Source organism: Mucilaginibacter aquaedulcis, assembly GCF_030409325.1.
Lineage (GTDB): Bacteria > Bacteroidota > Bacteroidia > Sphingobacteriales > Sphingobacteriaceae > Mucilaginibacter > Mucilaginibacter aquaedulcis.
This window is the reverse complement of record NZ_JAUFPR010000003.1, coordinates 62,452-74,948: the sequence shown is the minus strand read 5'-3', so window position 1 is coordinate 74,948 and position 12,497 is coordinate 62,452. Positions and strand designations below refer to the sequence as shown.

Annotated in this window: 13 protein-coding genes; 10 read left to right on the top strand and 3 right to left on the bottom strand. The window is 41.9% G+C overall.

Annotated features, from left to right (window positions below; genetic code table 11):
* The first annotated feature begins 135 nt into the window (after positions 1-135).
* From dnaN to QWZ01_RS15520, 4 genes are all read left to right on the top strand, one after another.
* A complete protein-coding gene (gene dnaN, locus QWZ01_RS15535; RefSeq protein ID WP_290324774.1) occupies positions 136-1,260 on the top strand; it encodes a DNA polymerase III subunit beta in 1,125 nt (374 codons plus the stop codon).
* Between the two features lie 111 nt (positions 1,261-1,371).
* Complete coding sequence (locus QWZ01_RS15530) at positions 1,372-2,073, top strand: DUF4397 domain-containing protein (RefSeq protein WP_290324772.1); 702 nt, start codon at positions 1,372-1,374, stop codon at positions 2,071-2,073.
* A 10-nt stretch (positions 2,074-2,083) separates the two neighbouring features.
* Entirely contained in the window at positions 2,084-2,827 is a 744-nt protein-coding gene (locus QWZ01_RS15525; protein WP_290324770.1) for a DUF4397 domain-containing protein, read from the top strand.
* Positions 2,828-2,874: 47 nt separating this feature from the next.
* Complete coding sequence (locus QWZ01_RS15520; RefSeq protein WP_290324768.1) at positions 2,875-3,534, top strand: DedA family protein; 660 nt, start codon at positions 2,875-2,877, stop codon at positions 3,532-3,534.
* Here the strand turns inward: QWZ01_RS15520 and QWZ01_RS15515 are convergent.
* Entirely contained in the window at positions 3,524-4,249 is a 726-nt protein-coding gene (locus QWZ01_RS15515) for a TMEM175 family protein (protein ID WP_290324767.1), read from the bottom strand. The two genes, QWZ01_RS15520 and QWZ01_RS15515, sit on opposite strands and share 11 nt — an antisense overlap.
* A gap of 272 nt (positions 4,250-4,521) precedes the next feature.
* Entirely contained in the window at positions 4,522-5,493 is a 972-nt protein-coding gene (locus tag QWZ01_RS15510; RefSeq protein WP_290324765.1) for a zinc dependent phospholipase C family protein, read from the bottom strand.
* 77 nt (positions 5,494-5,570) lie between these two features.
* On the opposite strand from QWZ01_RS15510, the gene QWZ01_RS15505 reads away from it, so the two are divergent.
* Positions 5,571-6,236: an HAD family hydrolase gene (locus QWZ01_RS15505; protein WP_290324763.1), complete on the top strand. Its 666-nt coding sequence runs from the start codon at positions 5,571-5,573 to the stop codon at positions 6,234-6,236.
* Here QWZ01_RS15505 and QWZ01_RS15500 read toward each other — a convergent pair.
* Complete coding sequence (locus QWZ01_RS15500; RefSeq protein WP_290324761.1) at positions 6,233-6,985, bottom strand: class I SAM-dependent methyltransferase; 753 nt, start codon at positions 6,983-6,985, stop codon at positions 6,233-6,235. The two genes, QWZ01_RS15505 and QWZ01_RS15500, sit on opposite strands and share 4 nt — an antisense overlap.
* 263 nt (positions 6,986-7,248) lie before the next feature.
* Here QWZ01_RS15500 and rpsT point away from each other — a divergent pair, with 263 nt between their 5' ends.
* The 5 genes from rpsT (at position 7,249) to QWZ01_RS15475 (ending at position 12,334) form a co-directional block, all read left to right on the top strand.
* Complete coding sequence (gene rpsT, locus QWZ01_RS15495; protein WP_090529771.1) at positions 7,249-7,503, top strand: 30S ribosomal protein S20; 255 nt, start codon at positions 7,249-7,251, stop codon at positions 7,501-7,503.
* Positions 7,504-7,782: 279 nt separating this feature from the next.
* Complete coding sequence (radC, locus tag QWZ01_RS15490) at positions 7,783-8,481, top strand: RadC family protein (RefSeq protein WP_290324751.1); 699 nt, start codon at positions 7,783-7,785, stop codon at positions 8,479-8,481.
* Between the two features lie 638 nt (positions 8,482-9,119).
* A complete protein-coding gene (pheT, locus tag QWZ01_RS15485) occupies positions 9,120-11,519 on the top strand; it encodes a phenylalanine--tRNA ligase subunit beta (RefSeq protein ID WP_290324749.1) in 2,400 nt (799 codons plus the stop codon).
* A 213-nt stretch (positions 11,520-11,732) separates the two neighbouring features.
* Positions 11,733-12,023, top strand: a complete 291-nt coding sequence (locus QWZ01_RS15480; protein WP_290324746.1) for a hypothetical protein — start codon at positions 11,733-11,735, stop codon at positions 12,021-12,023.
* 20 nt (positions 12,024-12,043) lie between these two features.
* Complete coding sequence (locus QWZ01_RS15475; protein ID WP_172336454.1) at positions 12,044-12,334, top strand: cell division protein ZapA; 291 nt, start codon at positions 12,044-12,046, stop codon at positions 12,332-12,334.
* Positions 12,335-12,497: the final 163 nt, after the last annotated feature.

The window sequence follows — 12,497 nt, the reverse complement described above, 5'->3', positions numbered from 1 at the left end:
TTTTGGTAACCTTTTTTACCTCACCTCAAACCCTCTCCAAAGGAGACGGGCTTAAGAGAAGGTTAGAGAAGTCCTCTCCTTTGGAGAAGATTCAGGTGAGGCTTTTATATTTTTGATTGATTAAATAGACCCTATATGAGATTTATTGTTTCTACATCAACATTACTCAAACAATTGCAGTCGGTAAGCGGCGCGTTAAGCAATAGTACTGTTTTGCCTATACTGGAAAACTTTTTGTTCGAGATAAAGGATGGAAACTTGACCATTTCTGCAACCGACCTGCAAACCAGCATGACCACTTCTTTGTCTGTTGAGTCAAAAGAAAACGGTCGTATAGCAATACCATCGCGTATATTGCTGGAAACCTTAAAGTCGTTGCCAGAGCAACCTGTGGCTTTTTCTGTAGATGATAACACGTTTGCCATTGAAATAAACGCGGGCGACGGAAAGTACAAACTGAGCGGGGAGAATGGTGAAGATTTTCCGAAAATTCCGGTGGTTGAAAACGCGTCGTCGGTAAATTTACCGGCATCAGTTTTAGCCGAGGCTATTAACAAAACTATTTTCGCGGTAAGCAACGATGAGTTGCGCCCGGCCATGACCGGTGTTTTTTGCCAGTTAAGCACCCAGCACCTTACCTTTGTAGCTACCGATGCCCACAAGCTGGTACGCTACCGCCGTAAAGATGCCAAGGCGGCAAGCACAACATCGTTCATATTGCCTAAAAAGGCTTTAACCTTATTAAAATCATCATTGCCAACTGATGATGTGAATGTATCGGTAGAGTATAACTCAACCAGTGCTTTCTTTAAATTTGGTAACATTAACCTGGTATGCCGTTTAATTGACGAACGCTACCCTGATTACGAGGCGGTTATACCACAGGTAAACCCTAATAAACTGAGTATTGACAGGCTTACCTTCCTGGGTTCGTTAAACCGTGTGGCTATTTATGCCAACAAAACCACCCACCAGGTAAGGCTTAAAATTAACGGCAGCGAGCTGAACATATCATCAGAAGATATTGATTTTGCAAACGAAGCTCACGAGCGTTTAAGCTGCCAATACGAAGGCGAAGACATGGAAATTGGTTTCAACGCGCGTTTTTTAATAGAAATGTTAAAGAATTTAAATTGCGAAGAAGTATCTTTGGAAATGTCGACACCTAACCGTGCCGGACTATTACTGCCGCAGGGTGGTGATGAAAATGAAGATGTGCTGATGCTGGTTATGCCGGTAATGCTCAATAGTTATGCTTAAGTGTAAACTTAAATTATAAATCCAAAATTAAGTCCGGCTGTAAAGAACCGGACTTTTTTGTTCGTTATGGATAACAAAAATTACGGTAAGCAGTTATATAGCTTATTATATATGAATATAAGGGTTAAAGCTTTGTTTATTATCGCCTTTGTTGGCATCCTGTCGGCCTGTAAAAAGAATGACGATGCACCGGTTGTTAAACCAACTACATTGGTTAATCTGGTGAATGCATCCAATGCAACCATCAATTTTTATGTGAACGGCACCCGCATTAATAATACAACAAGTTATTTTCCGGGTGGTACGCTGGGTTATCTGCCTTTTGCAGCGGGTAGTCAAAACTTCCAGGTAAAAAATGCTGGTCCGGCTACACCGAATTATTTATTTACCATGCCGCTTAATTTTGATACCGAAAAAGCATACTCTTTGTATGTAAGCGGACAAACGGCCGAAAGCGTGTTTTTTACCGATGATGACTTTAGTCCCGATACATTGGGTAGAGCCAAGATCAGGTTTGTGAATGCTTCACCCGATGCCGGTGGGCTGGTATTTTCATTTACAGGCAAGAGCAGCCTCGGTGCAATTTTAGATACCGCACAGTTTAGCAACGTAGCCTATAAGACCACTACAGATTTTGTAGCAGTAACAAGCGGTGTTCGTAACATTGGAGTTTACAACTCATCTTCGCCAACAAATGTTAGGCGTGATACGGTAACGCTTGCAGGGGGCAAGGTTTACACCCTTGTAAGTTACGGTACGGTTGGCACTTCAGGTAACCAGGCGCTGGGTGCCACTTTAATAACCAATCAATAAATACAGATAAATGGCTACTCCAAATAAAAGCGGCTTATTGATTTCATTTTTCCTGGTAGGGGTTTTCCTGCTGCCGTTAATATCGTCATGCGGCAAAGGCGCCAATGCTAATGCCTCTGGCTTGAACACGCAACTGCAAATCGTAGACCTAAGCCCCGACGCACAGCCTTTGAACTTATACCTCAACTCGATCAAGGAAAGCACAAATATTTATTCATACCCCAACAATTCAGGGTATTTTTTCATTTCGACATTAATACCACCAATTCAGCTACGTACCGCTACGGTTAATGCCATAACCGTGCTCAGGATTGATAGTGTTTTAAAGCCCAATTCTAAATATACCCTTTTTGTAACCGGGTACAGGGCTGATAGTTCTATTAAAAATTCTGTGCTATCGCTTGATACTGCCACGTTGCCTGATAAGGGGCGCGCCAAGATCAGGTTTGCTCATACTTCACCTTCATCGCCCAACCTTGATCTGCGGGCAAATGACACTACCAACAGCGTGTTGATGAATGTTAAATTTAATACCGTAACCAAATACGTTCAGGTACCCGTTGGCAACTATAATTTCACCATAAGCAATCACGCTACGCCAACAAAAATTGAAACAAGTATTCTGAACTTTACCGTTCAGGACGGCCGCGCCTATACTATTTATACGCAAGGTATTGTGGGGCGAACAGATTCTGTTGCCTTTGGCGCCAATGTATTAACTAATAATTTACTGCTGAAGAATACACAACAATAGCAGCTATTAGCTTAATATTCCTATTTTAGCCCCAAAATTTAAAAACTGTGGAAGTAATCAAAACCATTATCGACTTTATACTGCATATTGATGTTCATTTAAGCCAGATAACCCGCGATTACCAGGGCTGGACTTACCTCATCCTGTTTGCCATAATTTTTGCCGAAACCGGTTTTGTTGTTACCCCATTTTTACCCGGCGACTCGCTGCTGTTTGCCGCCGGAGCCCTTATTGCCACCGGCCAAACCGGTTTGGATATTTACCTGATAGCCCTGATCCTGGTTGTAGCCGCGTTTACAGGCAACACAGTCAATTATTTACTGGGTAACTATTTAGGCCCTAAAGTTTTTAAAGAAGAAAACAAGATATTAAAACTGGAATACTACCTGAGCACCAAGGCCTTTTTTGATAAGCATGGTGGCAAGGCAGTAATATTCAGCCGGTTTTTACCAATAATCAGAACCATTGCGCCTTTTGTGGCGGGAGTGGGCCGTATGCCATTTTTACGTTATAGCTTGTACAATATTATTGGCGGCGCACTGTGGGTGCTTAGCTTTTTGTTCATCGGTTACTTTTTTGGCAACATCCCGGTTATCAAGAAAAACTTTACGCTGGTAGTAATGGCTATCATCCTGATATCTATAGTACCACCAATTTACGCGGCCATTAAGAACAGAGCCAATAAAAAAGCCGCCGCTAAGCAGTAGCAAATAACTTTCGTTGTTTGCCGCCCCTGTAACTATACCAAAAAGTGTAGGCTAAGGGAATAAGGCAATAAATAAAGCCAGTTGGGCCGGCATATTTGGGTAAAACAAATGCCAGTAACATACCAACTATGCATATGATCATGCATATCAGGTTGATGTTGGTTACGGTTATGGTTTCAAATAATTCTTCTTTGCTAAGCTCCAACTCATTCGCTTGTTTTTGCGCGTTGCGGTACATGAGGTAGAATAACAGGTATATCACAAAAAAGCCTGCTCCGTATATCAGCATGAGCGATTGCACCTGTTCATCCTTGATCATGGCATAACGATGTCCGTTTTTAACGTAGGTCCCATCTTCTGATGCAAACATGAGCATGGATAAAAACTTGAGCGGATAGGCATATATGAGCACCACAAAAAGTAAAAACGCGTTCAGGGTATTGGTGTAGGCATCTTTAAGTCCGTAGTGTCTGAAAAATATATTCTGATTATTCCAGATCTGAAAAAGTAGGGCAAAGCAAACCGCGAAGCTTACCGTACCTTTCATGGTTTCGGTGAGTTCGTCAAATGATTTGGGTACCTCAATAGAAACGATGATGAGCGTTAATGCAAATGCCATCACCGCATCACTAAATGTTTCCATCCGCGATGGCTCATTACTTCGCCACCTTATTCTGTGGGTTTTGTTGGTTAAGGTGGCTATTTTTTTTCGCATGGTTGACAATCAGTTAGTTAAAAATAACATTTTTTGGGCTTTATACCAATCTTCTGTATAATGGCGCATCAGGGCAACGTCTACTCCAGATTTTCTGTAAGTGTTAAGCACCTACGGCGCTTAACACTTATTGGGGTTTTTCTATAAAGCTTTGGTTCCTCCGGAACGGAAAAACGGCATTATTCAATTTAAAGCATATGCAAAATCGGGTAACGCTGATCGCTCGTAAAAGATCTCTCCTCGTATTTTGTTCGAGATGGCAATGAGTGCGGTTACCTACCCGATTGATAAATACATTTTCCGGCCCCGTACATCACTTCCTCGCGGTGTAAGTTATTTTTCTCCATTTCGCTTAGGGGCTGTTTGATCAACTTATTCAGATCGGGCTGACCGGCATCAACCCATGCCGAATACCAGAAGCTCCCTACCGAAAGTATAGAAGCGCGTAACTGTCGCTCAATCATTCCTTTCAATAGTTTTTGGTAGGCAAGGCTATAGGCATCTGAATAAGCACTAATTTCTTTTTTGCCATGTAATACCATGCCATATTTTTTATCGGCCGGAAAGGTTTTACCGAGCTGGCTTTCCATCCGTAAAACTGTATCCACACTTTTATAGGATATGCGGCAAATTTTAAAAGCTTCGGCCAGAGGATTTTCAATATAGCGCGCCCTGCCCACAAAGTAATTATAGCGTTTGGCAGATAACTCGGGGATACGGCTCTCCCAAAGGGCGTGTATCCCGGTTTGGCCGCTGAGCTGCCCGTTATAGTTTTGGGTTAAATGCAGCGGCACATGCGCATCGGCAATGTAATGTCCAAGGTTGGCCGATGTGTTGAGAATAGCCGTAGTATCATGCGCCTTAAATGCCCGCACAAGTTTATAATACTGATATTGGATGGTCCACGGAACGGTGCCATATTTATCTAATGTATCAGCAGTGTATTTCGCGGCTGCGGCCTTCCACTTTTGAGGTATGGCAGCAAAAGGCTTTTTGCCATAGTGGTCAGCATCAAAAAAATGCCTTGGGGCCTCGGTCGAGTCAACATACCGGCGTTTGTCGGCACTCACGGCGTGCTGTGTCAGATAGTCGATATTATTTTTGTAGAAGCCGGCCATGGCTTTGGGTAGGGTAAACACCGCCAGCCGGCCAATACGATAATGCGCGAAAAAGCCCCACGACGAGCAAAGCAGTATTAAACAAATGCCTGATAAACCTAAAATAAAGCGGCGCTTCATGGGCATAAATATGGCCTTTAGTTTTGAGTTTCAAATTAATTAAACAACAAAGTTTATAACTTTACTATCTAAACCTGTTACCAATGTCCCTTAAAGCTTTGTTGTTTGACCTTGATGGTACCCTGATAGACTCCGAATTTTTTCATTTTGAATGCTGGAACGAAATTTTGGAAGAATTTAATGTTGAGCTGAGTTATGCCGATTGGTTAAAGAATTATGCGGGTGTACCCATGCCAGCCAACGCGGCACGCCTCATTGAAATCTATAATATTACCGCTCCATTGCCCCACATTATTGAAAAGCGGGAACGATTAACATTGGAGCGCCTGAAAACAAAGGATGTAAACCTGATGCCTTACGTGGCTGATGTGCTGGAATATTTCAGGGCGCAGAACCTAAGGCTGGCGTTGGTAACCTCGAGTCCGCGGCAGGATGTGGAGGCCGTTTTTGAACGGAATGGTTTAGGCAGGTATTTTGAACTCATTATTACCCGTACAGAGGTTACCAAAAGTAAACCCGACCCGGAAAGCTACCTGTTGTGTGTGGAGAAACTGGGTTTGCAAAAGGAAGAATGTTTGGTTTTTGAAGATACCATCAATGGTATAAAATCGGCAAAGGCCGCAGGGTTAACCTGTATAGCCATCCAAAGTAATACGGATGAACATCATAAACTAACCATAGCCGATAAGCTTTTCCTGGATTTTAACCAGGCAAAGGAGTATTTGATTAATGAAGGTTTGATAGCTTAAAGTTTCCCTACATAAACCTTAGTATCGTAATTAATGGTGATCAGCTCGTGCTGCTGGTAGCGGTTAAACAGCTGCTGCAGATCGTTGATCATGAGTTGATACCCCGGGTGAGTTTTCGTGGGCATGTATGACGACGAAAGCAGTCGCCCTGCCAATCCCTCAAAATCAAAAACCTGTTTGTTGGGGAATACCTCCAGCCTGAAAGGTTCGGGAGCATAAAACGCGCCGATATGTTCGATATCAATGTTACGATGGTCAATCTTAACATAGTCCTGCCCGTGGGTGATGATGAGCTGGTCATACTCCTTTTCAAAATCCGACGATGTTTTACGTTCGTTCCAGATGAGCACCACGATGCCGCCGGGTTTCAGTATGCGCTTAAACTCTTTGCGGGTTTCCGTAGCGTTAAACCAGTGAAAGGCCTGCCCGGCGATAACCGCGTCCATACTGCCTGCGGATAGCCCGGTGTTTTCGGCGGTGCCGTCTGTAGTGGAAAAACCAGGATAGGGGCTTAGCAGTTCAATGGCTTTTTGCCGCATTTCGGTATTAGGCTCAACAGCAATGGTCTGGTAACCGGCATCTAAAAATAGTTCGGTTGATATGCCTGTACCGGCACCAATATCAGCAATGAGTTTATGTATGGTTAATCCATAATTGTCCTGTAAAAAGTCAATAATTTCGGCGGGGTAGTGCGGGCGGTACTTAACGTAATCTTCTACACGGTTGCTGAATCTTTTGGTGCTATCCATAGTATGGCCGAGGTTTTAAACTTGTGGGATCAGAAAACATAACGTTTGGCGGCGGGGGCATATTGCTTTTGCAGCGCTAAAAGCCCCATTACAAGTAAAGTAAAATAAGTTGATAGCTTAACAATAACGTTATCAATACTATGCAGATAAACGTTGTTTATAAAAGTTTAAAATTTTAATAAAAAACCACTTGCGTATTTAAATTTATCAACCTATATTTGCAGTCCTTAAATAAATAGAAAAAAGAATAACAAAGCTATACAATGGCAAATCATAAATCGTCTTTAAAAAGAATCAGGGCAAACGCTGCGAAGCGTCTGCGTAACAGGTACCAGGCTAAAACAACCAGGAACGCTATTAAGAAATTAAGAAACACCACTACTAAAGCTGATGCAAGCGCACTGTTAGGTAAAGTGATCTCTATGTTAGACCGTTTAGCCAAAAAGAACGTTATTCACAAAAATAAAGCTTCAAACAATAAATCAAAGCTTACTAAATTTGTTAATGGCTTAAGCTAATCTTAGCTTTCAAAATATTTAAAAGGGATTGTGCCGCGGCATGATCCCTTTTTTGTTTGGGGGTAAATCTAAAAGGGGAAATAAAACTTGTCATTGCTGCGTAGCGTGGCAATCGCGAATTTGTCTGAACCAAGATTTTGAGGATTTAGAGATTACCAAGATAATCTGAAATTGATGTAAAATCCTCTAATCAGATAAATCTGTTTAATCCTGGTTCAGATAAATCCTATAATTCTAAAAACTACACCCCGGGCAAAATAATTTCCATAATTTAATGCCGTGGAAAACTACAAAGACAAGATCAGTATTAAATCATGGGCCGAGGAAGACCGTCCGCGCGAGAAACTGAGCACCCAGGGTCGCCGCGCGTTAACTGATGCCGAACTGATAGCCATACTTATCGGCTCGGGCAGCCGCACCGAAACCGCGGTTGAGCTGAGTATGCGCATACTGCACCACTACGAAAACGATCTGAACAAGTTGGGTAAAGCCTCCATCAGCGAGCTTTCCAAATTTAAGGGGATAGGAGAGGCCAAAGCCATTTCCATTATTGCCGCCCTTGAAATTGGCCGCCGCCGTAACGATACCGAGGTTAAAGCCATTGAATATATTAGCGGCAGCCGCGATGCCTACAATATTATGCGCCGCCACCTTATTGATCTTAATCACGAGGAGTTTTGGATATTGCTGGTTGGCCGTTCGCAAAAAGTATTGGCTAAGGAGCTGGTAAGCAAGGGCGGCCTGTCAGCCACTGTTGCCGATCCTAAAATTATCTTTTATATGGCCCTGCAGCAGCAGGCCAGCGGTATTATCCTTATCCATAATCACCCATCGGGCAACCTGAAGCCCAGCCAACAGGATATCGACCTCACCAAAAAAATAAGTGCCGCCGGCAAAATGCTCGAAATCAATGTACTTGATCATTTAATCATTACTGACAACGGGTATTATAGCTTTGCAGATGAAGGGATTATTTAAATCAAAAGTCAAAATTAAAAAGTCAAAAATTTGAATAGATCTGTCCTGGTTAAATTCTATTTGCCTTACTTGCTTTATGGGTTTATGATGTTTTATGCAAATACGTTTTTATGGGGCTTTTCAGCTGGTCCGGCAAATATTATACCCTACATTACATTAATATCTTCTCTTTTGTTATTTGCTGTTGCGTCCGCATTATATCTCTTTTACCCTAAAGCAGCTTCGGTTATTGCGCTTAGCAGTTTAATTGGACTTTCATTTTTAGAGATTAACTTTTTGAGTGACTTACGCTGGACATTAAATCTTGGTAATTTATTACTTGTAAGCACATTGTTTTTGTATATCTATAATTTGATAAATTCTATTGTGTTTCTAATCAACTATAAAAAAATAACCCAGGTTAGCCATTTATCCCGGTCCCTAAAGATTATACTGGCATCTTTACCTGTAGTTTTAATTTTATTTTGGGTAATGGCTGTGTTTTTTTAAATTTTAAGTCTTTTCTTGTCTGCCGCTATGAGATACACTGCGCTAATCTCGCAGTAGTAGAATAATACACAAAAAATCCATTTTAAATCCCAAATCCCAAATCCGACTTCCGAAATCTTTATATCTTTGCCGATTATCATTGCTTACTGATGAAGATATCATATAACTGGCTTAAAGAATTTATTGATACAGATAAAACTCCACAGGAAATTTCAATTATCCTTACCGGTACCGGTTTGGAGGTGGAGAGCCTGGAAAAAGTACAACCTATCCCCGGCGGTCTTGAGGGCCTGGTGATCGGTTATGTAAAGGAGAGCGTTGACCATGCCAATTCTGATCACCTGCATGTAACCAAGGTTGATGTTGGCGGTCCGGAAGATCTGCAGATTGTTTGCGGTGCCGCTAATGTAGCAGCGGGACAAAAAGTAGTGGTGGCTGTTGTTGGTACTACCGTTTACCCGGTATCGGGCGAACCTTTTGCCATTAAAAAATCAAAGATACGCGGTGAGGTTTCTGAAGGGATGATCTGCGCTGAAGATGAGATAGGTTTAGGTACCAGCCACGAAGGTATCATGGTGCTTGATGCTGATGCACCCGTAGGTACCCCGGCTAAGGAATATTTTAAACTAAACGACGACTATATGTACGAGATAGGTTTAACACCTAACCGTGCAGATGCTGCATCACATCTGGGTACTGCCCGTGATGTTGCTGCATTCTTAAAGATCGCTATTAAGCATCCGGATGTTAGCGCGTTCAAAGTAGCCAACACCAGCAGAGTTATAAATGTTGTTGTCGAGAACGAACAGGCTGCCCCAAGGTTTTCGGGCGTAACTGTTAGCGGAGTTACCGTTAAGGAGTCACCGCAATGGTTAAAGGAGCGTTTGGCTGTTATCGGCATCCGGGCAATCAATAACATTGTGGATGTTACCAACTATGTTTTGCATGAGTTAGGTCAGCCGCTGCATGCTTTTGATGCTGATGAAATTAAAGGCAATACTATTCGTGTTAAAAACTTCCCGGAAGGCACTCCATTTAAAACGCTTGATGATGTAGAACGTAAGTTATCAGAGCAGGACCTTATGATAGGTAATGCCGAGGAGCCTATGAGCATTGCAGGTGTGTTTGGTGGTATTCATTCGGGTATTAAGGAGTCGACCAACAGTGTTTTTATCGAGAGTGCTTACTTCAATCCGGTTAGTATCCGCAAAACGGCTAAAAGGCATGGCTTAAAAACCGATGCTTCGTTCCGTTTTGAGCGTGGTACCGATCCTGATATGACAGTTTTCGCCCTTAAGCGTGCCGCATTGTTAATACAAGAGGTAGCTGGTGGCGAGGTATCATCAGAAATTGTTGACCACTACCCGGTGCCAGTTGCGCCATTCGCGGTTGATGTAACCTATAAAAACATCAACAGGCTGATAGGTAAACTGATTCCGCATACCGAGATCAAATCGATCATTGAGGCGCTGGATATTAAAGTGGTTAGCGAAACGGAAGAAGGCTTGTCATTGCAGGTGCCGCCATACCGTGTTGACGTTACCCGTGAGGTTGATATTGTGGAAGAAGTGCTGCGTATTTATGGTTACAACAATATCGAGATACCTACCCAGATCAGAGCATCGTTAAATAACTCGCAAAGGGCAGAGAAAGATACAGTACAAAATCAGATTTCTGACCTGCTTACCGCCAACGGCTTTAACGAGATATTGGCCAACTCGCTTACCAAGTCGGCTTATTCGGATAACCTGGATACCGCGGTGAAAATCCTGAACCCTTTAAGCAGCGATCTGGATGTAATGCGCCAGAGCATGGTTTATTCAGGGCTGGAGGCTATTGTCTACAACCAGAACCGCCGTGCCGCCGATCTTAAATTTTACGAGTTTGGTAAGATCTACAGTGTTAAAGACGATAAATATACCGAGGTACAGCGTTTCTCAATTTTCATTACCGGCGCAAATGCGGTTGAGCAATGGAATCAGAAATCTCAGCCGGTTACTTTCTATAACCTGAAAGCCATTGTTGATGGTATTTTACAACGGTTAAGCATTACCGATTACGTGGTTGAAGATGCTACCTGTTCAAAACTGGCTTTCGGCCTGCAGTACATGGTGAATGGTAAACAGTTGGTTAAGTTTGGCCCGGTAGCAGCAAGAGCGCTGAAAAAGGTTGATGTGGATAAGGAAGTGTTTTATGCCGACTTTAACTTTGACCTTGTGCTGAACGGTGTACGTAAAAATAAGATCGTTTACCAGGAAGTTTCTAAGTTCCCGGCGGTAAGGCGCGACCTGTCAATGCTGATTGATAAGAGTGTTTCTTTTGGCCAGCTGAAACAGATTGCCCTGCGTACCGAACGCAAACTGCTGAAGGAAGTTAGTGTATTTGACGTTTACGAAGGTGATAAACTGCCGGCAGGTAAAAAATCATACGCGCTGAGCTTTGTTATTCAGGATATAGAAAAAACCCTGACCGATAAAGCGATTGACAGCATTATGCAAAAATTAATTTATAACTTAGGTAAAGAGGCCGGAGCCGAGATCAGGAAATAATTTGATTTCGGATCTGGGAATTTCGATTTCGGATTTAGAGTTTCGGAGTAGAAATTTTGGATTTTATTTAAGATTAAAATTTAGAGTTTAATAATTAGATTCTCAGGAAGTTAGAATTCGGAAAATTAAAATTTCTGATTTGAGATTTAGAAATTAGATTTTCGGAGATTTGGAGTTTAGGATTTAGAATTTAAAAAACAGGATTTAAAAGAAATGCCTTCTGTAGCAGAACAATTAAATAAAATTGTAGACAAAACCGAGCGGTTAATAGAGCTTTGCGGTGCTTTACAGGAGGAAAACGATTTGTTAAAACTGGAAAGTGAGGCTTTAACCGTGGCGCTTGATGCAAGCAAAGCCAAGACAAAAGAGCTGGAAGAAAAGCTTCGTGTATTGAAGCTGGCAAAATCATTTTCAGAAACAAATGAGAAAAGTCTTGACATAAAGCAAAAAATTAACGACTTTGTGCAGGAAATAGATAAGTGTATTGTATTATTGAAGAAATAATACAAAAAGTGAAAGGCTCAATGGGAGAAATCTCAATAAAAATAAATATTGCTGACAGAGTTTACCCCTTAAAGGTAAACATGGAGGAAGAAGAAATAATACGCAGGGCGGCCAAACTGATTAATGACCGGATAAAAGAATATCAGGAAAATTACGCGGTGAGGGATAAACAGGATTTGCTTTCAATGGCGGTGTTGCATTATGCTACATCATCGTTAAAGGCAGAAAAGAAAGTTACCGTTGAAGATACCGATATTGCCGAAAAGGTGTATCAGTTAGATCATTTGCTGACTGAATTTTTCTCAAAGTAATTAACGTTCTTACATAATATACATACAGAGCACATTAAGATTTAACCGCAGTTAAATTTTAGGTTTCACTATTAAAAACTTAACGCTTCAATATTAAGCGGATCAAAGAGGCATGCGTTACTCTATGTTTTAACGTAACCCATGATTCCAATATCCGAAATGA

Bases quoted from the DNA above. Each gene is read 5' to 3' on its own strand.
- QWZ01_RS15530 (WP_290324772.1), top strand. From the start codon at position 1,372: ATGAATATAAGGGTTAAAGCTTTGTTTATTATCGCCTTTGTTGGCATC.
- pheT (WP_290324749.1), top strand. From the start codon at position 9,120: ATGAAGATATCATATAACTGGCTTAAAGAATTTATTGATACAGATAAA.
- QWZ01_RS15475 (WP_172336454.1), top strand. From the start codon at position 12,044: ATGGGAGAAATCTCAATAAAAATAAATATTGCTGACAGAGTTTACCCC.
- QWZ01_RS15505 (WP_290324763.1), top strand. From the start codon at position 5,571: ATGTCCCTTAAAGCTTTGTTGTTTGACCTTGATGGTACCCTGATAGAC.
- rpsT (WP_090529771.1), top strand. From the start codon at position 7,249: ATGGCAAATCATAAATCGTCTTTAAAAAGAATCAGGGCAAACGCTGCG.
- QWZ01_RS15480 (WP_290324746.1), top strand. From the start codon at position 11,733: ATGCCTTCTGTAGCAGAACAATTAAATAAAATTGTAGACAAAACCGAG.
- QWZ01_RS15510 (WP_290324765.1), bottom strand. From the start codon at position 5,493: ATGCCCATGAAGCGCCGCTTTATTTTAGGTTTATCAGGCATTTGTTTA.
- QWZ01_RS15525 (WP_290324770.1), top strand. From the start codon at position 2,084: ATGGCTACTCCAAATAAAAGCGGCTTATTGATTTCATTTTTCCTGGTA.
- dnaN (WP_290324774.1), top strand. From the start codon at position 136: ATGAGATTTATTGTTTCTACATCAACATTACTCAAACAATTGCAGTCG.
- QWZ01_RS15515 (WP_290324767.1), bottom strand. From the start codon at position 4,249: ATGCGAAAAAAAATAGCCACCTTAACCAACAAAACCCACAGAATAAGG.
- QWZ01_RS15500 (WP_290324761.1), bottom strand. From the start codon at position 6,985: ATGGATAGCACCAAAAGATTCAGCAACCGTGTAGAAGATTACGTTAAG.